This is a genomic window from Prauserella cavernicola (assembly GCF_016595675.1).
Classification (GTDB): Bacteria; Actinomycetota; Actinomycetes; order Mycobacteriales; family Pseudonocardiaceae; genus Prauserella_A; species Prauserella_A cavernicola.
The window spans coordinates 181302-205036 of the sequence record NZ_JAENJH010000005.1; the positions used below are offsets into that span (position 1 = coordinate 181302).

20 protein-coding genes and 2 tRNA genes are annotated in these 23735 nt (G+C 69.1%); 6 read left to right on the forward strand and 16 right to left on the reverse strand.

Annotation, left to right across the window (positions count from 1 at the left end; translation table 11 throughout):
- Window position 1: 1 nt before the first annotated feature.
- The gene (locus tag JHE00_RS21250) at window positions 2–706 is read right to left on the reverse strand and encodes a lysophospholipid acyltransferase family protein (protein WP_200320821.1); all 705 of its coding nucleotides are present in this window, start codon (window positions 704–706) and stop codon (window positions 2–4) included.
- An 80-nt stretch (window positions 707–786) separates the two neighbouring features.
- On the opposite strand from JHE00_RS21250, the gene cofC reads away from it, so the two are divergent.
- The 3 genes from cofC (at window position 787) to JHE00_RS21265 (ending at window position 4672) form a co-directional block, all read left to right on the forward strand.
- Window positions 787–1437 (forward strand): 2-phospho-L-lactate guanylyltransferase, encoded by a 651-nt coding sequence (gene cofC, locus JHE00_RS21255; RefSeq protein ID WP_307832042.1) that lies wholly within the window; start codon window positions 787–789, stop codon window positions 1435–1437.
- Between the two features lie 65 nt (window positions 1438–1502).
- Entirely contained in the window at window positions 1503–3731 is a 2229-nt protein-coding gene (locus tag JHE00_RS21260; RefSeq protein ID WP_200320826.1) for an RNA degradosome polyphosphate kinase, read from the forward strand.
- Window positions 3728–4672: an NUDIX hydrolase gene (locus JHE00_RS21265; RefSeq protein WP_307832043.1), complete on the forward strand. Its 945-nt coding sequence runs from the start codon at window positions 3728–3730 to the stop codon at window positions 4670–4672. Before JHE00_RS21260 ends, JHE00_RS21265 begins: the two co-directional genes overlap by 4 nt.
- Window positions 4673–4788: 116 nt before the next feature.
- On the opposite strand, the gene JHE00_RS21270 is transcribed toward JHE00_RS21265, so the two are convergent.
- The 3 genes from JHE00_RS21270 to leuC all read right to left on the reverse strand — a co-directional run bounded on the left by JHE00_RS21270 (window position 4789) and on the right by leuC (window position 7732).
- Window positions 4789–5460 (reverse strand): HU family DNA-binding protein, encoded by a 672-nt coding sequence (locus JHE00_RS21270; protein ID WP_200320828.1) that lies wholly within the window; start codon window positions 5458–5460, stop codon window positions 4789–4791.
- A 228-nt stretch (window positions 5461–5688) separates the two neighbouring features.
- Window positions 5689–6291: a 3-isopropylmalate dehydratase small subunit gene (gene leuD, locus JHE00_RS21275; protein WP_200320830.1), complete on the reverse strand. Its 603-nt coding sequence runs from the start codon at window positions 6289–6291 to the stop codon at window positions 5689–5691.
- A 25-nt stretch (window positions 6292–6316) separates the two neighbouring features.
- On the reverse strand, window positions 6317–7732 hold the full coding sequence (leuC, locus tag JHE00_RS21280) for a 3-isopropylmalate dehydratase large subunit (RefSeq protein WP_200320833.1): 1416 nt from the start codon (window positions 7730–7732) through the stop codon (window positions 6317–6319).
- Window positions 7733–7827: 95 nt separating this feature from the next.
- Here leuC and JHE00_RS21285 point away from each other — a divergent pair, with 95 nt between their 5' ends.
- A complete protein-coding gene (locus JHE00_RS21285) occupies window positions 7828–8547 on the forward strand; it encodes an IclR family transcriptional regulator (protein ID WP_200320835.1) in 720 nt (239 codons plus the stop codon).
- Window positions 8548–9148: 601 nt separating this feature from the next.
- Here the strand turns inward: JHE00_RS21285 and JHE00_RS21290 are convergent.
- From JHE00_RS21290 to gltX, 4 genes are all read right to left on the reverse strand, one after another.
- Window positions 9149–9221, reverse strand: a tRNA-Glu gene (locus JHE00_RS21290).
- Window positions 9222–9284: 63 nt separating this feature from the next.
- A tRNA-Gln gene (locus JHE00_RS21295) sits at window positions 9285–9356 on the reverse strand.
- Between the two features lie 93 nt (window positions 9357–9449).
- Window positions 9450–10235, reverse strand: a complete 786-nt coding sequence (locus JHE00_RS21300; RefSeq protein ID WP_200320837.1) for an HAD family hydrolase — start codon at window positions 10233–10235, stop codon at window positions 9450–9452.
- An 80-nt stretch (window positions 10236–10315) separates the two neighbouring features.
- Window positions 10316–11803 (reverse strand): glutamate--tRNA ligase, encoded by a 1488-nt coding sequence (gene gltX / locus JHE00_RS21305; protein ID WP_200320839.1) that lies wholly within the window; start codon window positions 11801–11803, stop codon window positions 10316–10318.
- Between the two features lie 86 nt (window positions 11804–11889).
- Here gltX and JHE00_RS21310 point away from each other — a divergent pair, with 86 nt between their 5' ends.
- Window positions 11890–13125, forward strand: a complete 1236-nt coding sequence (locus JHE00_RS21310; RefSeq protein ID WP_200320841.1) for an FAD-dependent oxidoreductase — start codon at window positions 11890–11892, stop codon at window positions 13123–13125.
- Here the strand turns inward: JHE00_RS21310 and JHE00_RS21315 are convergent.
- The 8 genes from JHE00_RS21315 to JHE00_RS21350 all read right to left on the reverse strand — a co-directional run bounded on the left by JHE00_RS21315 (window position 13100) and on the right by JHE00_RS21350 (window position 22858).
- Window positions 13100–13870 carry a fumarylacetoacetate hydrolase family protein gene (locus JHE00_RS21315; RefSeq protein WP_200320843.1) on the reverse strand — a complete coding sequence of 257 codons (771 nt, stop codon included), beginning with the start codon at window positions 13868–13870 and terminating at the stop codon, window positions 13100–13102. The two genes, JHE00_RS21310 and JHE00_RS21315, sit on opposite strands and share 26 nt — an antisense overlap.
- Before the next feature lie 14 nt (window positions 13871–13884).
- Window positions 13885–15501 carry a citramalate synthase gene (gene cimA / locus JHE00_RS21320; RefSeq protein ID WP_200320845.1) on the reverse strand — a complete coding sequence of 539 codons (1617 nt, stop codon included), beginning with the start codon at window positions 15499–15501 and terminating at the stop codon, window positions 13885–13887.
- 280 nt (window positions 15502–15781) lie between these two features.
- Window positions 15782–16822: a 3-isopropylmalate dehydrogenase gene (locus tag JHE00_RS21325; protein ID WP_200320847.1), complete on the reverse strand. Its 1041-nt coding sequence runs from the start codon at window positions 16820–16822 to the stop codon at window positions 15782–15784.
- Between the two features lie 317 nt (window positions 16823–17139).
- Window positions 17140–18735, reverse strand: a complete 1596-nt coding sequence (gene serA / locus JHE00_RS21330) for a phosphoglycerate dehydrogenase (protein ID WP_200320850.1) — start codon at window positions 18733–18735, stop codon at window positions 17140–17142.
- A gap of 226 nt (window positions 18736–18961) precedes the next feature.
- Entirely contained in the window at window positions 18962–19222 is a 261-nt protein-coding gene (locus JHE00_RS21335; RefSeq protein WP_200320852.1) for a DUF397 domain-containing protein, read from the reverse strand.
- Window positions 19223–19322: 100 nt separating this feature from the next.
- A complete protein-coding gene (gene ilvC, locus JHE00_RS21340) occupies window positions 19323–20336 on the reverse strand; it encodes a ketol-acid reductoisomerase (protein ID WP_200320854.1) in 1014 nt (337 codons plus the stop codon).
- A gap of 53 nt (window positions 20337–20389) precedes the next feature.
- Complete coding sequence (gene ilvN, locus JHE00_RS21345) at window positions 20390–20896, reverse strand: acetolactate synthase small subunit (RefSeq protein ID WP_200320856.1); 507 nt, start codon at window positions 20894–20896, stop codon at window positions 20390–20392.
- A gap of 99 nt (window positions 20897–20995) precedes the next feature.
- Complete coding sequence (locus JHE00_RS21350) at window positions 20996–22858, reverse strand: acetolactate synthase large subunit (protein WP_200320858.1); 1863 nt, start codon at window positions 22856–22858, stop codon at window positions 20996–20998.
- A 293-nt stretch (window positions 22859–23151) separates the two neighbouring features.
- Here JHE00_RS21350 and JHE00_RS21355 point away from each other — a divergent pair, with 293 nt between their 5' ends.
- A complete protein-coding gene (locus JHE00_RS21355) occupies window positions 23152–23697 on the forward strand; it encodes a PH domain-containing protein (RefSeq protein ID WP_307832044.1) in 546 nt (181 codons plus the stop codon).
- Window positions 23698–23735 lie beyond the last annotated feature (38 nt).

Genomic DNA, 23735 nt, shown 5'->3' on the forward strand with positions numbered 1-23735 from the left:
GTCAGCCACGGTCCTCCGCGTCGCTCTTGGCGGGCGGCTCTTCGCCCCTGACGTCGACGAGCAGCTTCAGCACCTCGGCCATGAGCAGGTCGGTGACCTCGCGCAGCACGGCCGGCGTGGGTTCGAGGTCGCGGTACTTCGCCAGCTCCACCGGCTCGCCGACGGAGTGGACCACCGTCTTGCGCGGCAGGGGACGGAACTTCTTGGTGTAGCCGTTCCAGATCTTCTGCGTGCCCCAGCGCGCCACGGGCACCACCGGCACGTCGTTCTGCAGCGCCAGCCTGGCCACGCCGGTGTAGGAACGCTTGGGCCAGCCCTCGGGGTCCTTGGTGATCGTCCCCTCTGGATAGATGAGGACGAGCTTGCCGTTCTGCAGTGTCTCGTGCGCGGCCTTGAGGCTATCGCCCGCGCTGGAGCTGCCGCGGTAGACGGGAATGCCGCCCGAGCCGCCGAGGATCTTGCCGAAGACCGGGATCCGGAAGAGGCTCTCCTTGGCCATGAACCGGGGCACCCGCTTGTTGCGGTGCACGAACACCGCGTCCACGGCGGGGTCGAGGTGCGAGACGTGGTTCATGACGAGCAGTACGGGTCCGTCCTTCGGGATCCGCTCGGCGCCGTGGTAGACGCTCCTGCTCATCCAGGTCAACGGATAGAACAGCACCGCGGCCGCCCCGACCCAGAAGCCACCCTTCTCCCGATCAGCCAAGACTCCTCCTCAACCTGTTGCACGAGCTCAGCCGATCCTCCCACAGGCACGTCACGGCCTGGATGGGTAAAGATGGGGGCGTGGCCACAGACCTCATCGTGCCGATGAAGCCGCCCCGCGCAGGCAAGTCGCGGCTGCGGGGCGCACTCGGCTACCCGGCGGACACGGACCGCCACGCGGCGCTCGTGCTCGCGCTCGCCTCGGACACGGTGCGGGCCGCGACGGCGGCCTCCGGAATCCGCAGGCTCCTCGTCGTCGGCACCGACCCGGAGGCGCTGGCCGCGTTGCGCGAGCTCGGCGCCGAGGTGACGGGCGAGCACGGCCAGAACGGCGAGCACGGCCTCAACGGCGCGCTGCGCACCGGCGAGCGATTGCTCCGGTCGGCCGATCCCGGTGCCGTCGTCGGCGCGTTGCAGGCCGACCTGCCCGCGCTGCGCTCCGCCGACCTCGCGGCCGCGCTCACGGAGGCGGGTGAGCGCAGGTCGTTCACCGCCGACCGTCACGGCACGGGCACGACGCTGCTCCTGTCCGGGCGCGGGGAACCACTCGCGCCCCGCTTCGGCGAGGGCTCCGCGGACGCGCACTCCACCTCCGGCGCCGTCGCGCTCGAGCTCGCCGCGCCGTCGCTGCGCAGCGACGTCGACACCGCGGACGACCTCGAACACGCCCGACTGCTGGGTCTCGGTCCCAGCACCACGGCGCTGCTCGAAAGCACATGCGTGCCGCACTGAGTGTCGTGCGGGCCGTGCTCGATTTGATCTGCGCAACCGCCCGCTTCGTGGGGAACAATGCAAGGGTGAGCAACGACGAGAGCATCTCCCCAGCCGGTGGGTCGCCGGACGGGCAGCGGGTCCGTGCAGCCACCCAGCCCCCTCCCTCCCCCGCCGTCCCCGACCACGGGCCCGCCATCGTGACGGGCGCCGTGCCCTCGGCCCCACCCGCGGCCACGGGCGCTCAGGAGCTCGTCGACTCGTTGCCCGACGACCGGTACTTCAACCGGGAGCTCTCCTGGCAGGACTTCAACGCGAGGGTGCTCGCACTGGCCGAGGACGAGTCCCAGCCGCTGCTCGAGCGCGCCAAGTTCCTGGCCATCTTCGCGTCCAATTTGGATGAGTTCTACATGGTGCGGGTCGCGGGCCTGAAGCGCAGGGACGAGACGGGCCTGTCCGTGCGCAGCGCCGACGGCCTCACCCCGCGCGAGCAGTTGTCCTACATCGCCAAGCGCAACCAGGATCTCGTGGAGCGGCACACCGAGGCGTTCGAGGAGCACGTCCGGCCCGCGCTCTCGGCCAAGGACATCCGCATCGTCCGGTGGTCCGATTTGGAGGGGACCGACCGGGAGCGGCTCTCCCGGTACTTCACCGATCAGATCTTCCCGGTGCTCACACCGCTCGCCGTCGACCCGGCCCACCCCTTCCCCTACATCTCGGGGCTCTCGCTCAACCTGGCCGTGACCGTGCGCGACCCGGAGGGCGGCACGGAACGCTTCGCCCGCGTGAAGGTGCCGAACAACGTGCCCCGGCTCGTGCGCATCGAACGCCAGCGCGACAGCGCCGCGGCGACCTTCCTTCCGCTGGAGGAACTGATCTCCGCCCACCTCGGGGAACTGTTCAGCGGTATGGAGGTCACCGAGCACCACGTGTTCAGGGTCACGCGCAACGCGGACTTCGAGGTGGAGGAGGACCGCGACGAGGACCTCCTGCAGGCGCTCGAACGCGAACTGGCGCAACGCCGCTTCGGCCCGCCGGTGCGGCTCGAGGTCGCCCAGGACATGAGCGAGCACATGCTCGAGCTGCTCCTGCGGGAGCTCGAGGTCGACCCGCGCGACGTCGTGGAGGTGCCGGGGCTGCTCGACCTCAGCTGCCTGCACCAGCTCTCCGGCGTCGACCGCAAGGAGCTCAAGGACCGTCCGTTCGTCCCGGCGACACATCCGGCCTTCGGTGAACGCGAGACGCCCAAGAGCGTGTTCGCGACCCTGCGCGAGGGCGACGTGCTGGTGCACCACCCGTACGACTCGTTCTCGACGAGCGTGCAGCGGTTCATCGAGCAGGCTGCCGCCGACGAGAAGGTGCTGGCGATCAAGCAGACGCTGTACCGCACCTCCGGCGACTCCCCCATCGTCGACGCGCTCATCGACGCGGCGGAGGCCGGCAAGCAGGTCGTGGCGCTCGTGGAGATCAAGGCGCGCTTCGACGAACAGGCCAACATCACGTGGGCGCGCACACTGGAACGCGCGGGCGTGCACGTGGTCTACGGCCTCGTGGGTCTGAAGACGCACTGCAAGGTGTCGCTCGTGGTGCGCCAGGAGGGCTCCACCATCCGCCGCTACTGCCACATCGGCACCGGCAACTACAACCCGAAGACCGCGCGGCTGTACGAGGACATGGGACTGCTCACGGCCGACCCCGCGATCGGGGCGGACCTCACGGACCTGTTCAACGTTCTCACCGGATATTCGCGGCAGGCGACCTACCGCAACATCCTCACCTCGCCCAACGGCATCCGGCGCGGCATCCTCGACTGCATCGCGACCGAGATCGAGCTGGCCGCCTCGGGCGCGCCCGCGGGAGTGCGCATCAAGTGCAACTCCCTGGTCGACGAACAGGTCATCGACGGGCTGTACCGGGCGTCGCAGGCAGGCGTGGCCGTGGACATCGTGGTGCGTGGCATCTGCGCGCTGAAGCCGGGTGTGCCGGGGCTGAGCGACAACATCCGCGTGCGCTCGATTCTCGGCCGGTTCCTCGAGCACTCGCGGATCTTCCACTTCACGGGAGCCGACGCCTACTGGATCGGCAGCGCGGACATGATGCACCGCAACCTCGACCGCAGGATCGAGGCGCTGGTGCAGGTGCAGGATCCGAAGCTGACCGGACAACTGGACGACGTGTTCGACTCGGCGCTGGATCCGCTGACGCGCTGCTGGGTGCTCAGCTCCACCGGCGAGTGGATGCCGTCCCCTGCCGACTCGTCCCAGGTTCGCGACCACCAGGTCGAGTTGCTGCGCAGGCACGGAGCCAACGGGTGAACGCTGCGGACCAGCAGACCGTCAGGGCCGCCGGAGCCGTGTTGTGGCGGCTCCGGCGATCCGGCGAGATCGAGATCGCCGTAGTGCACCGGCCCCGCTATGACGACTGGTCACTGCCGAAGGGAAAACTCGACCACGACGAGACGGCACCGGTCGCGGCCGTGAGGGAACTGGCCGAGGAAACGGGGTTCACAGCCGTTCTCGGACGTTTCCTGAAAAGGACCGAATACGACGTCGCCAAGGGTCCGAAAACGGTCGACTACTACGCCGCCAGTGCCGGTGAAGGACGATTCACCCCGAACGAGGAAGTCGACGAACTGCGCTGGCTGACGCCCGCCGAGGCCGAATCGCTGCTGAGCTACGGCAGCGACAGGCGGGTGTTACGGGAGTTCACGACGCTGCCCGCCGGTCTGACGACGCTGCTGCTCGTCCGCCACGGCAAGGCAGGCAAGCGGGAGGAATGGACGGGCGACGACGATCTGCGGCCGCTCTCGGAGGCGGGACTGCGCCAGGCCGACGCGTTGCGCGTGCTGCTGCGGACGTTCGGACCGGACCGCGTCTACTCGGCTCCTCGGCTGCGGTGTGTCCAGACGGTGCAGGGAGTCGCCGAGGAGCTGGGCTCCGAGATCGCGCACGAGTCCCTGCTGTCCGAGCAGACGTACTGGCAGGACCCGATGGCGGCGTGGGACCGGTTGCTCGGAATCGTCGCCGAGGGCGGCACAGCGGTGGTGTGCAGCCAGGGCGGTGTCATTCCCGACGCGGTCAGCGCGCTCGCCGAACACGGCGGAGTCGACCTGCCCGGCACGAAGGCCGATGGCGTCGCGAGCAAGAAGGGTTCGGTGTGGTTGCTGTCGTTCGCGCCCGGCGAGCAGGGACCGCGACTGGTGGCGGCGACGTACCTGCCGAGCCCGATGCCCGCGCCGGAGCCCGCGAAGCACTGAGCGCGGCCGGAGGAATCCGGGACTGAGTACCGAACGCGGCAGGGCCCCGCGCCGAGTTGGCGCGGGGCCCTGCCGAGAAGTGTCGCCGGAATGAACCGGCACAGCCCGGTACGGACTTACTTCTTCTTCTTGGCGGCAGCGGTGGTCCGCTTCGCCGTGGTCTTCGGAGCCGCCTTGGTGGTGGCCTTCGCCGTGGTCTTGGCGGGGGCCTTCTTCGCCGTGGTCTTCGCGGCGGTGGCCTTGGCGGTGGTCGCCTTGGCCGTGGTCTTGGCGGCAGTCTTCGCGGCGGTCTTCGGAGCAGCCTTGGTGGCGGTGCTCTTCGCGGCCGTCCGCGTGGAGGTGGCCTTGGTCGCCGTGCGGGTCGCGGTGCTGCGAGCCGTCGTGGCGCGCGTGCGCGTGGTGGTGCTGCGCGTCGCGGTCGGCCTGCTGGCGGCCGCACGGGTGGTGGTGCCAGTGCTCCGCGACGTGGAAGCCGTCGCGCGCTTCGGCGTGGTGGCCTTCGGCAGCTTCTTAGCGCCGCTCACCACGTCCTTGAAGGTCGTACCGGCGCGGAAGGCCGGAACGTTGGTCTTCTTGACGCGCACGGTCTCGCCGGTGCGCGGGTTCCTGGCGGTACGGGCAGCCCTGGCGCGCTTCTCGAACACACCGAAGCCGGTGATGTTCACCTTCTCGCCCTTGTTGACCGTACGGATGATGATGTCGACGAGGTTGTCGACAGCCTGCGAAGCGACCTTCTTGTCGCCCAGACGCTCGGAGAGCGCCTCGATCAGTTGGGCCTTGTTGGCCATTCCAGTCCTCCAAGAAGAACTACTTGTTACCCGGCCACACCGGCCGTCATGCGCACACGGTATTACCAACGCAGCACAAATTCCAAACGGCACGCGGATTTTTTCCTTATCGGGTGCGCTGTTACGCCCCCGCGAAGCCCCTTCCGGGGCCCTTCCGGAGCCGTTCGGCGTGGTTTCGCCGGCCGGTGGCCGAGCGCGGATTCCCTTTCTGAGCAGGGAATCCGTGTCTCAGGAAGCCGCTAGAGGGGTGGTCACGGGCTTCCAGGAAGGCCGTTGCCCCTCGAACGAGGCGATCTCGTCGGCGTGTCGAAGGGTGAGAGCGATGTCATCGAGTCCCTCGAGCAGCCGCCAGCGCGTGTAGTCGTCGATCTGGAAGGTCGCGACGAAGTCCTTGGCCCGTACTGTCTTCTCCGCGAGGTCCACCGTGACCTCCGTGCCGGGCTCGTTTTCGAGCAGCTTCCACAGCAGTTCCACATCCGCCTGCTCGCACTGGGCGGCCACGAGACCCTGCTTGCCGGCGTTGCCGCGGAAGATGTCGGCGAACCGGGCGGAGATGACCACCCGGAAGCCGTAGTCCATCAGTGCCCAGACGGCGTGCTCGCGCGAGGATCCGGTGCCGAAGTCGGGGCCCGCGACGAGGACGCTGCCCCGGTTGAACGGCTCCTGGTTGAGCACGAACTGCTCGTCGCCGCGCCAGGCGGCGAACAGCCCGTCCTCGAAGCCCGTCCGGCTCACGCGCTTGAGGTAGACGGCCGGGATGATCTGGTCAGTGTCCACGTTGGACCTGCGCAAAGGCACCCCGACGCCGGTGTGCTTGGTGAACGGCTCCATGGTTCGGTGACTCCCTGGCTGAGGTCTAGTTCAGGTCTTCCGGCGAGGACAGCGTGCCCCGGACGGCGGTTGCGGCGGCCACGAGCGGCGACACCAGATGGGTCCGGCCGCCCTTGCCCTGCCTTCCCTCGAAGTTGCGGTTCGACGTGGAGGCGCTACGCTCCCCCGGCTGCAACTGGTCCGGGTTCATGCCGAGGCACATCGAGCAGCCCGCCTGACGCCACTCGGCACCGGCGGAGGTGAAGATCCGGTCAAGTCCCTCGTCCTCGGCGGCCTTGCGGACGCGCATCGAACCAGGGACCACGAGCATCCGCACCCCTTCGGAGACGGTGCGACCCTGGAGCACGCCCGCGGCGGCCCTCAGGTCCTCGATCCGGCCGTTGGTGCAGGAGCCGAGGAAGACGGTGTCCACCGCGATCTCGCGCAGCGGAGTGCCCGGCTGAAGATCCATATAGGACAGGGCCTTTTCGGCGGCGAAACGCTCGTTTTCGTCCGGGATGGCCGTCGGATCGGGCACGGCGGCCCCCAACGGGAGACCCTGGCCGGGGTTGGTGCCCCAGGTGACGAAGGGGGTCAGTTCGTTCGCATCCAGGTGAACCTCGGCGTCGAAGACGGCGTCGTCGTCGGTGCGCAGCTCGCGCCAGTCGGCCACCGCGGCGTCCCAGTCGGCGCCCTGCGGCGCGTGCGGACGGCCCTCGAGGTAGGCGAAGGTGGTCTCGTCGGGGGCGATCATGCCTGCGCGGGCACCCGCCTCGATCGACATGTTGCAGATGGTCATCCTGGCTTCCATGGACAGCGACTCGATCGCGCTGCCCCGGTACTCCAGGACGTAGCCCTGCCCACCGCCGGTGCCGATCTTGGCGATGACGGCGAGGATGATGTCCTTCGCCGTGACGGACTCTCCGACCGTGCCCTCGATGTTGATCGCCATCGTCTTGAACGGGCGCAGCGGCAGTGTCTGCGTGGCGAGCACGTGCTCCACCTCGGAGGTGCCGATGCCGAACGCCATCGCGCCGAACGCGCCGTGTGTGGAGGTGTGGCTGTCGCCGCACACCACGGTCGTTCCCGGCTGCGTCAGACCGAGCTGGGGGCCGATGACGTGGACGATGCCCTGCTCGGCATCGCCCATGGGATGCAGGCGGACGCCGAACTCCTTGCAGTTGCGGCGAAGCGTGTCGACCTGGGTTCGGGAGACCGGGTCAGCGATCGGAAGATCGATGTCGACAGTGGGGACGTTGTGGTCCTCGGTCGCGATCGTGAGATCGGGCCTGCGTACTTGGCGGCCTGCCAACCGCAGGCCATCGAACGCCTGCGGGCTGGTGACCTCGTGCACGAGGTGCAGGTCGATGTAGAGCAGGTCGGGCTCGGCGCCTTCCCCGCGCCTAACGGTGTGCGCGTCCCACACCTTCTCCGCCAGGGTGCGGCCCCGTTCGTCTGCCATCAGGGCTCCTCCATGAATGAGCGTTTTCGGGCGAGAGCGGGAGAGTCGCTCCCGGATTCTGGACTTCCCAAACTTCGAGATTATAGTATCGCCTTGTGGGACAGCATAACCCTGAAAACCAGCAAAGCGGTATCGGCGTCCTCGACAAGGCCGTCGCCGTACTGCACGCCGTCGCCGAAGATCCGTGCGGACTGGCGGAACTGTGCACTCGCACGGGATTGCCGCGCGCCACAGCGCACCGGCTCGCCGTGGGCCTCGAGACGCACCGCCTGTTGCGCCGGGGACCTGACGGTCGCTGGCGCCCCGGCACGGCGCTCGCGGAGCTCGCCGGCGGCACCACGGATCCCTTGCTGGACGCGGCCAGCGTGATCCTTCCGAAGCTGCGCGACATCACGGGCGAGAGCGTGCAGCTCTACCGTCGCGACGGGGTGCAGCGCATCTGTGTCGCCACCGCGGAACCGCCGAGCGGCCTGCGCGACACCGTGCCGATCGGCCAGCGTCTGCCGATGACGGCGGGTTCCGGCGCCAAGGTGTTAGCCGCGTGGGCGGATTCGCACACGCAGCGCTCGATCCTCGCCGAGGCGGTCTATGGAGAGCGCACACTGCTGGAAGTGCGGCGCAGGGGCTGGGCGCAGAGCGTCGCCGAACGCGAGCCGGGAGTGGCGAGCGTGTCGGCACCGGTACGCGACTCCTCCGGTTCGGTCGTCGCGGCCGTGTCGGTGTCGGGACCGGTGGAACGCATCGGCCGCAAGCCGGGCGCGCGCTGGGCGGCCGATCTGCTCGCCGCCGCCGACGCGCTCCAGGAACGCCTGTAGGCCAACAACACCTGTCGGCCAATGGAGCCGTCGTGGGTCAGGAGAGACGCACGGGGTTCACGATGCCGGCGGTGACAGACGCCGGTGGGACCGCGGCCGGCCTGGTGTAGTCCACCCGCGATTGGTCCGGCATCGCCGCACGGCCGGAGCCGATGCCCGCGTTCGCGATGTCGAGCCGACGGTCGTCCCGCGCTTGTGGACGGTCGACACGTGGGACGTCCTCGGTCCCCGTCGGCACCGGCCGTGGTCCTCCAGGGCCGGAGAGCGTGGCCGACCGGTCGCGGGCGGTTCCCGTGGACGCGCACGGTCGGCCGGTGCGCGTGGTATCGGACGATCGCAGCGTTCGGCCTCGGTCGCGGCGCTGACGGACACGGTCTCGTCGTCTGCCGGATGCGAGTACGCGGAGCACGATGCCGCCGCCCAGCACCAGGCGTCAGGGTCGAGGTGGTCGCATCCGAGTACATCGCGGAGACCGTCGAGGGAATCCACTTCGCGCCGTGCTTCGGCCCAGGCGCGCCTGCACCCGCTGAGGCCGGCAACCGGACATACGGCAAAGGCCCCTGTCTGCGATGTCCGCAAACAGGGGCCTTTGCCCGTTACGTACCCCCGATGGGATTCGAACCCACGCTACCGGCGTGAGAGGCCGGCGTCCTAGGCCGCTAGACGACGGGGGCTAGGAGGTGTTGCTTCCTTGTTGCTGGAGAGAAACTTACCAGACCGGTTTTTTCCCTCTGCAGCTGGGGTACCAGGACTCGAACCTAGACTAACTGAACCAGAATCAGTCGTGCTGCCGATTACACCATACCCCAACGAGGTGCCTCGCCTGAGCGCGCTCCAGCTCAGCACCACTGGAGAGAAATACTAGACCACGCCGGAAACAGCGCCTCCACCGGCCCCGCCCCTCACCGTTGAGCGGGCACTCCCACGCGGACGAACTCCGAGACCAGCAGCTCAGGGAGCTCGGTGAGGCTCGAGATGACGTGGACGCCCGGCGGCACGTCCTCGGCGGACTCCGTCCGGTCGAGCCAGACCCCACCGAGCCCGGCGTCGCGGGCGCCGATCGCGTCGGTCCGTAACTTGTCGCCGATGTGCACGGCCTCGGATGGTTCGCAGTCGAGCTTGAAGCAGACTGAGTGGAACATCACCTGATCGGGTTTGGCGACGCCCATCTCGCCCGCGATCGCCACGTAGTCGAAGAACCTCGCGAGGCCGAGGCCGGCCAGTTTGTCGCGCTGGTGGTCGCCGGAGGCGTTGGTCACAGCGGCGACGCGCACGCCCGCGGCGACCAACCACTCCAGGCACGGCAGCACGTCGTCGAAGAGCCGCCACGACTCGCGCAGCAGTTCTTTGCGCCGTGTCTCGAGTTCCGCGGCCTCGGCGAGACCGACGTTGGTTCCCCGCTCGGCCAGGAACGCCTGGGTGCGCCTCGCGTGCATCTCGGCGTAGTCGAGCTCACCCGACACCACCTTGGCGACGTAGGCGTCGGTGACCAGTTCCCAGTGGTGCCACGCGTCGGCGCTGCCGATGAGAGCCTCCAACGATCTTCGGCCCGCAGCCGTGAAATCGATCAGAGTGTCATCGATGTCAAGGCATACGAGCCGAAGTTCGGGAGGGACCCAGGGAGGCGCGTCGTCGTCGCGATCGGAACCGGTTTGCGGTGCTGTCGGGGAGCCAAGCGCAAAAGCCACCCGCCGAGGCTAGGGCACTTTTTCCGTCACCGACTCGGCTGACGAGGTGATAAACCTCGGTCTGTTTCGGTCCAGGAGTTCTACGCTCGGTCGCGGTCGAGAGCCCGGCGCAACCGGCCGAGTGACACCTCGCGCCCCAGAAGCTCCATCGATTCGTACAGCGGCGGTGACACGGTGCGTCCGGTGATCGCCACGCGCACGGGCGCGAACGCCTTGCGGGGCTTGAGCCCGAGGCCTTCCACGAGCGCGTCCTTGAGCGCCTGCTCGATGTCCCCGGATTCCCACGACGACAACGCTTCGAGCGCGTCGAGGGAGGCCCGCAACACCGGCTCCGAGTCGGGGCCGAGCGCCTTGGTGGCCGCGTTCTCCTCGGGCGCGAAGGCCTCCTCGGAGATGAACAGGAACCGCAACAGGTCGGCGGCCTCGGAGAGCACGATCACGCGCTCCTGCACCAGCGGGGCGATCACGCGCAGCCGCTCGACCTGCTCAGCGGTGGGCTCGGCCGGGAGCACTTCCGCGGAGACGAGGTACGGCAGCGTCCGCTCGACGAAGTCGTCCAGCGCGAGCGCGCGGACGTGCGTGCCGTTGATGGCCTCGGCCTTCTTGACGTCGAAGCGCGCCGGGTTGGCGCTGACCTTCGTGATCTCGAAGGCCTCCACCAGCTCGTCGACGCTGAAGATGTCGTGGTCGTCGGCGATGGACCAGCCGAGCAGGGCGAGGTAGTTGAGCAGGCCCTCCCTGATGAACCCGCGGTCGCGGTAGTTGAACAGGTTGGACGAGGGGTCTCGTTTGGACAGTTTCTTGTTGCCCTCGCCCATCACGTAGGGCAGGTGACCGAACCGCGGCGTGAACTCGGCGACACCGATCCGCTGCAGCGCGTGGTAGAGCGCGATCTGACGGGGCGTCGACGGCAGCAGGTCCTCGCCGCGCAGCACGTGCGAGATGCGCATGAGCGCGTCGTCGACCGGGTTGGTCAGCGTGTAGAGCGGCTGGCCGTTGGCGCGCACGAGCACCGGGTCGGGCACGGTGCCCGCCTTGAACGAGATCTCACCGCGCACGAGGTCATCCCATGTCAGGTCCTCGGCGGGCATCCGCAGGCGCAGCACGGGGGCACGGCCCTCGGCGCGGAACGCGGCCTTCTGCTCGTCGGTGAGGTCGCGGTCGAAGTTGTCGTAGCCGAGCTTCGGGTCCTGCCCGGCATCCCGGCGCCGCTGCTCGACCTCGTCGTTGGTGGAGAACGCCTCGTACAGCTCCCCCGCCTCGAGCAGCCGCCTGGCGACGTCGGCGTAGATGTCACCGCGCTCGCTCTGCCGGTAGGGGCCGTAGTCGCCGCCGACCTCGGGACCCTCGTCCCAGTCGAGACCGAGCCAGCGCAGCGCGTCGAGCAGCGCGTCGTAGGACTCCTCGGAGTCGCGCGCGGCGTCGGTGTCCTCGATGCGGAAGACGAGCTTGCCACCGTGATGGCGGGCGAAGGCCCAGTTGAACAACGCCGTGCGGATCAACCCGACGTGCGGGGTCCCGGTGGGCGAAGGACAGAAGCGGGCGCGGACGGCGATGTTCTCAGTCATAACCCGGCCAGCGTATCGCTCTTGACGTGCGGGGCGGCCCGGTACATGGTGGATTTATTCAACGGCAGATGAATAAGGGGGATCCGATGAGCGAGCGGACGACGTGCGTCGTGGTGGGCGGCGGTCCCGCCGGAATGGTGCTGGGGCTCCTGCTGGCCAGGGCCGGTGTCGAGGTGACGGTGCTGGAGAAGCACGGCGACTTCCTGCGCGACTTCCGCGGAGACACGGTGCATCCCTCGACACTGCGGCTGCTCGACGAGCTCGGCCTCGGCGAACGCTTCGCGACGCTGCCGCAGAGCCGGATGGAGAAAATCGTCGTCCCGATCGGCGACGACGACGAGGTCACGATCGGCGACCTGCGCAGGCTGCGCACGCCGCACCCCTACATCGCCATCGCCCCGCAGTGGGACCTGCTCAACCTGCTCGCCGAGGCCGCAGCCGAGGAACCGACCTTCCGCCTGCGGATGCGCGCGGAGGTGACCGGACTGATCCGTGAGGACGGGGCCGTGCGGGGTGTGCGCTACCGCGGCGACGACGGCGAGACGGAGCTGCGCGCCGACCTCACGGTGGCCGCGGACGGGCGCTGGTCGATCGCCCGCCGCGACGCGGACCTGGCGCCGAAGGAGATCCCGGTGCCCATCGACGTGTGGTGGTTCCGGCTCGGACGCAAGTCCGGCGAGACCGAGAACACGCTGACACCGCGGATGCGCGGCGGGCGCATGGCGATCGTCGTCCCGCGCGAGGGCTACTACCAGCTCGCGTACGTGGCGAAAAAGGGAATCGACGCCCAGCTGCGCGAAGCCGGCATCGAGCACTTCCGCGAGGAGGTCGCCGCCGTGCTGCCGATGTTCGCCGACCGGGTCGGCGAGCTGGAGTCGATGGAGCAGGTCAAGCACCTCGACGTGCGGCTCAACCTGCTGCGCCGCTGGCACGTCGACGGCCTGCTGTGCATCGGCGACGCCGCGCACGCGATGTCACCGATCGGCGGCGTCGGCGTGAACCTCGCCGTCCAGGACGCCGTGGCCGCGGCCACGCTGCTGGCGGATCCCCTGCGCCGTGGCCGGGTCTCCCCCGCCGGGCTCGCGAAGGTCCGCACGCGCAGGCTCGCACCGACGCTGCTGGTGCAGGCACTGCAACGGCTGCTGCACCGCACGGTCGCCGCACCGGTCGTCAACGGAAAGCGGCTCGGGCCGCCGAAGCCGATGGTGGCGCTGCTGCGGCGCGTGCCGCAGGCGTCGTTCATCCCCGCGTACCTGATCGGGATCGGCCTGCGCCCCGAGCGCGCGCCGGAGTTCGCTAGGCGTTCTGCACGGAGTTCGTGAGCGTGCCGATGCCCTCGACGGTGATCGACACCGACTGGCCGTCCGTGATCGGACCCACGCCCTCCGGGGTGCCGGTGAGGATCGTGTCGCCGGGCAGCAGTGTCATCACCGACGAGACGAACTCCACGAGCTCAGGGATCTTGTGCACCAGCTGCGACGTGCGGCCGTCCTGCTTGAGCTCGCCGTCCACCTCGGACTTCAGCGACAGGTCGGCGGGGTCGAGCGAGGTCTCGATCCACGGGCCGAGCGGGCAGAAGGTGTCGAACCCCTTGGCCCTGCCCCACTGACCGTCGGACTTCTGCAGGTCGCGCGCGCTGACGTCGTTGGCGATCGTGTAACCGAGGATCGCCTGGGCCGCCCGCGCCGCGGGCACGTTGCGCACCGGCTGGCCGATCACGACGGCCAGCTCGCCCTCGAAGTCCACACGAGACGACGCGGGCGGCAGCTTGATGGCCGCGTTGGGACCGATCACGCTCGTGGACGGCTTGAGGAACATCATCGGCTCGCCCGGCACCTCGTTGCCGAACTCCTGCGCGTGAGCCGCGTAGTTGCGGCCGATGGCGATGACCTTCGACGGCAGGATCGGGGCCAGCACCCGCACGTCGGCCAGCGGCCAGCGCTTGCCGGTGAAGCTGGGCTTGCCGAACGGGTGGTCGGCGATCTCCTGCACCGTCGCGTCGGCACCGTCGCCCTCGACGGACACGAACGCGACACCTTCGGGATGAGCTACTCGGGCTAGACGCACACCCCTCACCCTAGTCACTGACGCAGGCTCTTGTGTACCAAGGCGTCGCACAGGGCGAGCCAGCTCGCCTCGACGATGTTCTCGTGCACACCCACGGTGGTCCACTCGCGTTCGCCGTCGGTAGAGCCGACGAGCACGCGCGTCACCGCGTCGGTGCCCGCGTGGTCGGTCAGGATGCGCACCTTGTAGTCGGTCAGCTCCACGCTGTCCAACCAGGACAGGTGCGGCACGAGCGCCTCCCGCAGCGCGCCGTCGAGCGCGTTGACGGGCCCGTTGCCCTCGGCGGTCGCGATCACGCGTTCGCCGCCCACGTGCACCTTCACGGTGGCCTCCGCGATCACCTCGCCGTCGCCGCGGTGGTCCAGGACCACGCGGTAGGACTCGAGTGTGAACGGCGGCTCGCCGGGCGAGGTGTCGTCGGCCTCGGCGACCTCCCTGCGCAGCAACAGCTCCAGCGACGCGTCGGCGGCCTCGAACGACCAGCCGCCCGCCTCGAGCGTCTTCACCTTGCGCACCGCGCCTGCGAGCGCGCCGGGCCGGCCGGCAAGGTCCACCCCGAGCTCACGTCCCTTGAGCTCGAGACTCGCCTTGCCGGCCATCTCGGTGACCAGGACCCTCATGTCGTTGCCGACCGAAGCGGGATCGATGTGGTTGTACAACAACGGATCCACTTTGATCGCGCTCGCGTGCAGCCCCGCCTTGTGGGCGAAGGCCGAAGCCCCGACGTAAGCCTGGTGGGTGTCGGGGGCGATGTTCGCGATTTCGGCAAGGGCATGGGAGACGCGGGCCAACTCGGCCGCGCCCCCGGTGGGGAGCACGTCGAGGCCGAGCTTGGTCACCAGGTTTCCCGTCACGGCGAACAGATCGGCGTTGCCGGCCCGTTCGCCGTAACCGTTCGCGGTGCACTGCACATGGGTCGCGCCGGCCTGCACGGCGGCGACGCTGTTGGCCACCGCGCAGGACGTGTCGTCCTGGCAGTGGATGCCGAGCCGCAGGCCGGTGCGCTCGGCGACCTCGCGCACCGTCTCGGCGAGACCGAGCGGAAGTGCTCCGCCGTTGGTGTCGCACAGCACCACGACGTCGGCTCCTCCCCGGCCCGCGGCGTCGAGCACGCGCAGTGCCGCGTCGGGATCGTGGGCGTAGCCGTCGAAGAAGTGCTCCGCGTCGAGGAACACGCGCCGCCCCTCGCCGACGAGGAACGAGACGGTGTCCTCCACCATCGCGCACGCCTCGGCGACGTCCACGCGCAGCGCGCGTTCGATGTGGCGCAGGTCGGACTTGGCCACCAGCGTCACCACCGCTGCCCGGGAGTCCAGCAGTGCGCGCACCTGCGGGTCGTCGGCCGCGGCCACGCCCGCCCTGCGGGTGGAGCCGAACGCGACCAGCACGGCGTGCTCGAGCACCAGTTCACCGGCGGCGGCGCGCGCGAAGAACTCGGTGTCCTTGGGCAGTGCGCCCGGCCAGCCGCCCTCGATGAACCCCACGCCCAGCTCGTCCAGCAGGCGGGCGACGGCGAGCTTGTCCGCGACCGAGTACGAGATGCCCTCCCGCTGCGCGCCGTCGCGCAGGGTCGTGTCGTACAGGTGGAACTGGTCGCCGAGCGGGGTTCCGGCTGGTTCCGTGCGAGTCACGGGGTGCTCCTCGAAGCCGTCCTTGAGAACGTGAGAGTTGTCCTGACAAACAAAAAGACCCCCCGCGAATGCGAGAGGTCTGCGCGCCGGGTGCCTTGTCGGGGCACTACCCGGCGCGCTGGGCGATAATGATCACGAGAGACGTGTTCATGCCGCGCATCATGCCACAGCCCGGCGCCCTGTCCAACCCGTGAGCGCCCGGTCCCACCGTCCGGGCACACGCGAAAGGCCACCCCGCGAGGATCGCGGAGTGGCCTTCACAGCGGGTCGGACCCGGCGGTCAGCTCGCCTGGCGTGAGTTCGAGGACACCAGTGCGGCCAGCCGGTCGCCGATCGCCTGCGTGGTACCCGGCGAGGCCTGGTCGCGGGTGGCGAGGTCGAAGGCCACCGACGCCTCGATCCGCCGCGCCGCCTCCTTCTCACCGAGGTGGTCGAGCAGCAGCGACACCGACAGCACGGCGGCGGTCGGGTCGGCCAGGTTCTGGCCAGCGATGTCCGGAGCGCTGCCGTGCACCGGCTCGAACATGCTCGGGTTGCGCCGCGTGATGTCGAGGTTGCCGCTCGCGGCGAGCCCGATGCCACCGGTCACGGCGGCCACGAGGTCGGTGATGATGTCGCCGAACAGGTTGTCGGTCACCAGCACGTCGAACCGGCTCGGGTCGGTGACGAGGTGGATCGTCGCGGCGTCGACGTGCGAGTAGGCCACCGTCACGTCGGGGTGCTCGAGCGAGACCTCCTCGACGATGCGCGACCACAACGACCCGGCGTGCTCCAGCACGTTGGTCTTGTGCACGAGCGTCAGGTGCTTGCGTGGCCGCTCCTCGGCGCGGTTGAACGCGTCGGCGACCACGCGCCGGATGCCGAACGCCGTGTTGACGCTGACCTCCGTGGCGATCTCGTGCTCGGTGTCCTTGCGCAGCAGGCCACCATTGCCCGCGTACGGGCCCTCGGTGCCCTCGCGGACCACGACCATGTCGACGTCGCCGGGGTCGGCCAGCGGGCCGCGTACGCCCGGGTACAGCCGCCCTGGGCGGAGGTTGACGTGATGGTCGAGCTCGAAGCGCAGGCGCAGCAGCAGCCCCCGCTCGAGGATTCCGCTCGGCACGCTCGGGTCGCCCACGGCACCGAGCAGGATCGCGTCGTGTTGGCGGAGCTCGCCCAGGACGGACTCGGGGAGGAGCTCACCGGTCGCGTGCCAGCGGGTAGCGCCGAGGTCGTAGTTGGTCGTCTCGGCGTTCGGGATGACCTCGGCGAGAACCTTGAGCGCCTCGGCCACCACCTCTGGCCCGATCCCGTCACCGGGGATCACAGCGAGCCGCATCCACACACCTCCGTCAGTCGGGCCACCGGCGTCCCGGATTGCCCCATTCGCATCGAACTCCAGCGACGGCAGGTTACCGGCCGTCGACAATTGACCGAAGCAGTACCACCCTTACGCCGCAGTGCGCTGCAATGGTGCCACCCGATCGTGGCACGGTGCTACCCAAGATGATCATCGAGCGGTACAAGGGGCGCGGATCACGCGCCACACTCGGGAAGGCGTCTTTCCGCTTCGGCTTCCCCACCGCCCCTGGACGCACGGAACCCCCGGCACATCCACTGTGGACGCACCGGGGGTTCGGAAGCGATCGCCGACCGTCAGTCGAAGTGGATCGCGCGGATCATGCGCGAGTCCACCGCTGCGCCGATCGGGTCGAGCAGGTGCTGGTCGACGACACGGTCGACACGCAGCAGCATCACGGCGTCCGCCCGGTCCGTGGTCTGGCTGAGCTGCGCGGCCTCGATGTTGACGCCGGCCTCGCCGAGCAGCGTGCCCACGCGGCCCATGACACCGGGCCGGTCCGGGTAGTCGAGCAGCAGCATGTTGCCCTCGGCGCGGATGTCGAAGTGCCTGCCGTCGATCTCGATCAGCTTCTCGACCTCGTCCTTGCCGTTCACCGCGCCCGACACCGTGTGCACGGTGCCGTCGGCGTGCACCGCGCGGACGGTGAGCTGGCTGCGGTAGTTGGTGCTCTCCGGCTCCGTCGTGACGCTCACCTGCACGCCGAGCTCCTCGGCGAGCCGCGGCGCGTTGACGAAGGTGACCTGGCTCTCCACCACGCTCGAGAACACCCCGCGCAGCGCCGCGAGCTGCAGCACGCTGACGTCCTCGCCGGACAGCTCACCGCTGGCGACCACCGCGACCGACGACGGCGCCTTGGCGCTGAACGCCGAGAGCACCGTGCCGAGCTTCTGCGCGAGCGCGAGGTACGGGCGCACCTCGTCGGTGACCTTGCCACCCGCGACGTTCACCGCGTCCGGCACGAAGTCACCGCGCAGCGCGAGCTGCACCGAGCGGGCCACGTCGGTGCCCGCACGGTCCTGGGCCTCGGCCGTGGAGGCGCCGAGGTGCGGCGTCACGACGACGTTGGGCAGGCCGAACAGCGGGCTCTCCGTGGTGGGCTCGGTGGCGAACACGTCGACACCGGCACCGCCGACCTGACCGTCGCGAACGGCGTTCGCGAGCGCCTCCTCGTCCACGAGGCCACCCCTGGCCGCGTTGACGATGATCACGCCCTTCTTGGTCTTGGCGAGCGCCGCGGCGTCGATGAGGCCCTTGGTCTCCGGCGTCTTGGGCAGGTGGACCGAGATCGCGTCGGCACGCTCGAGCAGCTCGTCGAGCGAGACCAGCTCCACGCCCAGCTGCGCGGCGCGCGCGGCCGAGGTGTACGGGTCGTAGGCGATCAGATGCGTGTCGAAGGCCGCGAGCCGCTGCGCGAACAGCTGGCCGATCTTGCCGAAGCCCACCACACCGATGGTCTTGCCGTTGAGCTCGATGCCGCTGTAGGAGCTGCGCTTCCACGCACCGGCCTGCAGGCTCTGGTCGGCGGCGGGAACGCGGCGGGCGACCGCGAGCAGCAGCGCGACGGCGTGCTCGGCCGCGGAGACGATGTTGGAGGTCGGCGCGTTCACCACGAGCACACCGCGCTCGGTGGCGGACTTGACGTCGACGTTGTCCAGGCCGACCCCGGCGCGCGCCACGACCTTGAGCCTGCTGGAGGCGCTCAGTACCTCGGCGTCGACCTTGGTCGCGGAGCGGACGAGCAGCGCGTCGGCGCTCTTCACCGCGTCAAGCAGCGCGGGGCGGTCGGTGCCGTCCACGTGCCGGACCTCGACCTCGTCCCCGAAGACGCTCACCGCGGAGGGTGCGAGCTTCTCGGCGAGGAGAACGACGGGCTGGCTGGAATTGGTCACGGTGCGCCTTTCGTAGCTCGGTTCGGATTCGCAGACGCGCTCGGAGGGCACCGCGCTGTGCCCACAACGACCCGCAGTCTAGTCCCACGCGTTAACTTGGCCGCAATGCCTCCACAGCGCAAGATGCCCCGCGAGCGGGGGTTTCGTCCCCCGCGTCCGAGCTGTCCGCACGAAGGAAAGGCGCGGAAGTCAACACCGTTCACTCGCGCGGCCGAAAGCCGCCGGGCTACGCGGGACGGTCGAACTCGCCGTCGCGGACGCCTGCCAGAAATGCGTCCCATTCGGACGGTGTGAAGATCAGGACGACGCCGCCGGGGTCGGAAGTCTGACGCAAGGCGACGTAGGTGACACCGTCCGTGTGCGCGACGAAGGTGTACTCGACCGTCTCGCCCTCCGGCTGGACCCGGTGCCACACGGCCTCGCTCAGGTCCAGTTCCCCCCGCAGACCGTCCTTGTCGTCAACGGCGGGCGAGTGATTCGTGCTCATGGCCAGCCACGGTAAGCCACGACGAGAAAAGCCCCCAGTGCCACCTGGGACACGCGACGCGCGCCTCAGGAGGCCCTGGGGGCTGGTGAGAATCCTGGTGTCAGGCGGTCTCGGTGATCGGACGGTCCACCCAGGACATGAGGTCGCGGAGCTTCTTGCCGGTCTCCTCGATCGGGTGCTGCTCGCCCGATTCCTGCAGCTTGCGGAAGTTCGGGCGACCGGCCTCGTCCTCGCCGACCCACTCGCGGGCGAAGGTGCCGTCCTGGATCTCGGCCAGGATCGCCTTCATGTTCTCCTTGACCTCCGGCGTGATCACGCGGGGGCCGCGGGTGAGGTCGCCGTACTCCGCGGTGTCGGAGATGGAATACCTCATCCGGGCGATACCGCCCTCGTACATGAGGTCGACGATGAGCTTCAGCTCGTGCAGCACCTCGAAGTACGCGATCTCCGGCGCGTAGCCGGCCTCGGTGAGCACCTCGAAACCGGTCTGCACGAGCGCGGAGGCGCCACCGCAGAGCACCGACTGCTCACCGAACAGGTCGGTCTCGGTCTCCTCCTTGAACGTCGTCTTGATGACGCCGGCGCGCGCACCACCGATGGCGGCCGCGTACGAGAGCGCGAGGGCCTGGCCGTTGCCGCTCGGGTCCTGCTCCACCGCGATCAGGCAGGGCACGCCCTTGCCGTCGACGAACTGCCTGCGAACCAGGTGGCCGGGGCCCTTGGGCGCGACCATCGCGACGTCCACATTGGCCGGGGGCTTGATCAGCTCGTAGCGGATGTTGAAGCCGTGGCCGAAGAAGAGCGCGTCGCCGTCCTTGAGGTGCGGCTCGATGTCCTCGGTGTAGATCGTGCGCTGCTTGGTGTCCGGCGCCAGGATCATGATGACGTCGGCTTCCTTCGACGCCTCCGAGGGCGACAGGACGCGCAGGCCCTCCTCCTCGGCCTTGGCCCGCGACTTCGACCCCTCGGGCAGACCGATGCGGACGTCGACGCCGGAGTCGCGCAGGCTCAGCGCGTGCGCGTGGCCCTGGCTTCCGTAGCCGATGACGGCGACCTTGCGTCCCTGGATGATGCTGAGGTCGGCGTCGTCGTCGTAGAAGATTTCGACTGACATGAGGGGTGGTACTTCCTTTCGGATTTTCTAACTGCGAGTTGAGGTCGCGGTGACTAGCGAGTCGAGGTCGCGGTGATGGACCGGGCGCCGCGACCAACCGCGACCATGCCCGACTGCACGAGCTCACGCACGCCGTACGGTTCCAGCATGCGCAGCAGTGCGCTGATCTTGTCGTTGGTGCCGGTGGCCTCGATGGTGAGCGCCTCCGGCGAGACGTCGACGACCTTGGCACGGAACAGCTGCACGGTCTCGAGGACCTGGCTGCGCACCGTGGCGTCGGCCCTGACCTTCACGAGCAGCAGTTCCCGCTGCACCGCGACGGTCTTGTCGAGTTCCACGATCTTGATGACGTTGACGAGCTTGTTGAGCTGCTTGGTCACCTGCTCGAGCGGTAGCTCGTCGACGGCGACCACGATCGTCATGCGCGAGACCTCGGGATTCTCCGTGGGTCCCACGGCGAGGGACTCGATGTTGAAGCCCCTGCGGGAGAACAGGCCGGACACGCGGGCGAGGACGCCGGGAACGTTCTCGACCAGAACACTCAAGGTGTGGTTACTCATGGGCGTTTTGCTCCCTTCGTTCCTCAGTACGCGAAAACGCCCATGAGGCACAAGTGGGCTGTGCTGGATGGAGCGCTTCCTCCCTCCGGTCGTCAGCGCTCACTGGGACACCTCGTCGTCGTCGAACAGGGGCCGGATACCGCGCGCGGCCATGATCTCGTCGTTGCCGGTGCCCGCGGCGACCATGGGCCACACCTGGGCGTCCTTGCCGACGACGAAGTCGATCACCACGGGCCGGTCGTTGATCTCCATGGCCCGGCGGATCACGTCGTCGACCTCCTCCTTCGTCTCGCAGCGCAGGCCTGCACAGCCGAGCGCCTCGGCGAGGAGGGTGAAGTCGGGGATGCGGTGCTTGTGGGTGCCGAGGTCGGTGTTGGAGTACCGCTCGGCGTAGAACAGGTTCTGCCACTGGCGGACCATGCCGAGGTTGCCGTTGTTGATCACCGCGACCTTGATCGGCGCGCCCTCGATGGCGCAGGTGGCCAGCTCCTGGTTGGTCATCTGGAAGCAGCCGTCACCGTCGATCGCCCACACCTGCTTGTCGGGTGCGCCGAACTGCGCGCCCATCGCGGCCGGCACCGCGAAGCCCATCGTGCCGAGCCCGCCGGAGTTGATCCACGTGCGCGGGTTCTCGTACTTGATGAACTGCGCCGCCCACATCTGGTGCTGGCCGACACCGGCCGCGTAGATGGCGTCGGGGCCGACGAGCTCACCGATGCGCTCGATGACGTACTGCGGCGAGAGCGTGCCGTCGACGGGCCACTCGTAGCCCGCGGGGAACGTGCCGCGCCAGGAGTCGATCTGGGTCCACCACGGGGTGAGGTCGGCCGTGCCGTCGCGCTCGGTCTCGGCCTTCACCGCGGCGATGAGCTCGTCGATGATCTCGGCGCAGTCACCCACGATCGGCACGTCGGCCTTGCGGTTCTTCGAGATCTCGGCGGGGTCGATGTCAGCGTGGACCACGCTGGCGTCGGGCGCGAACGAGGACAGCTGCCCCGTGACCCGGTCGTCGAACCGGGCGCCCAGCGCCACCAGCAGATCGGCCCGCTGCATCGCCGCGACCGCGGCGACCGAACCGTGCATGCCCGGCATGCCGAGGTGCTGCTGGTGCGAGTCGGGGAACGCGCCCCGCGCCATCAGCGTGGTCACCACGGGGATGCCGGTGAGCTCGGCGAGCTCCTTCAGCTTGTCCGAGGCCTGGGCCTTGAGCACGCCGCCGCCCACGTAGAACACGGGCCTGCGGGCGTGCGTGATCAGCCGCGCCGCCTCGCGGACCTGCTTGCCGTGCGGCCGCAGCGTCGGCCGGTAGCCGGGCAGGTGCAGCTCGGGCGGCCAGGTGAACGACGTCGTCTCCTGCAGCACGTCCTTGGGGATGTCGACCAGCACGGGGCCGGGACGACCGGTGCTCGCGAGGTGGAACGCCTCGGCGACGACCCTCGGGATGTCAGCGGGGTCGGTGACCAGGAAGTTGTGCTTGGTCACCGGCATCGTGATGCCGCAGATGTCGGCTTCCTGGAACGCGTCGGTGCCGATGAGGGCCCGCGACTGCTGGCCGGTGATGGCGACGACCGGCACGGAGTCCATGTTCGCGTCGGCCAGCGGCGTGACGAGGTTGGTGGCGCCGGGACCCGAGGTCGCCATGCACACACCGACCTTGCCGGTGGCCTGTGCGTAACCGGTGGCGGCGTGTCCCGCGCCCTGCTCGTGCCGAACGAGGACGTGACGCACCTTGGTGGAGTCGAGAAGCGGGTCGTACGCAGGCAGGATCGTGCCGCCCGGGATGCCGAACACCACCTCTACGCCGACCGATTCGAGCGACCTGACGAGCGACTGCGCCCCGGTCACCCTCACGGGCGTTCCCGCGGGCGGCGCAGGCTTGGGCCGCGCTCCTGTCTGGCTGGGCGACGCCGGGTCCGGTGTCGGCCCGGCGTTCGTTTCCGATCGCGAGGTCGCGCTTGTCATCGGTTCTGCCTCGTGGGTTCTCGGTGCTGGTGGGCTTTTCTGTTGTTCCGGGCACTAAAAAACCCTCGCCGACCATAGGGTCGTACGAGGGTCGCGCGTCGACGCAGAATTGCTTCCTAAGCGTCGACGCGCTTGGGAAGTACGAGACCGATCTGCGGTGTCACGCCTGCGACGTTAATCGCTGTCTGTCAACAGTGTCAACTCTGCGGGATCGTGATTCCGGATACTGGACACTCCTACAGTTGGACTCCCCCGCTTTCCGCGCGAGGCCAGGATGGGTGCACCATCGAAGGGTGGCAGACGAATCCCACGAGCAGGGGCAGACTCCGGCGGACGAGGGCAAGCGCGCGATTTTCCGCGTTCCCCCGACGTCGCTGCTCACCGTTTTGATCCTGCTGTTCTGCATCACCCCGGCCGCGTTCGCCGCGCCGGGGCTGCAGGTGCTGTACCTGATCCCGATCGGCGTGATCGTGTGGGTGGTGCGCTTCCGCACCACGGCGACGCGCGAGGGCCTCACCGTCCGCACCATCCTGCACACGCAGACCCTGCGGTGGAACGAGATCAAGGGCCTCGCCATCACTCCGAAGTCGAAGGTGCGCGCGGTGCTGCCCGACGACACCCAGGTGGCGCTGCCCTGCGTGCGGACCCGCCACGTGCCGGTGCTCTCCCTCGTCAGTGAGGGCCTGGTCGCCGACCCGTCCGGTGTGCTGAACGGCAGTGCCGACGAAAACGCCGACGAAAACGCCGAGGAAGGCGCCGACAGCGCAGAGGAAGACGACGCCACCGAGGCGCCCGCCGAGGAGTCCGGGAGCAAGGAGCCCGCCGAGGGCAAGGCCTGACCCTTCCCATTCCTCGGGACCGGTCGGTCACCCGCTTC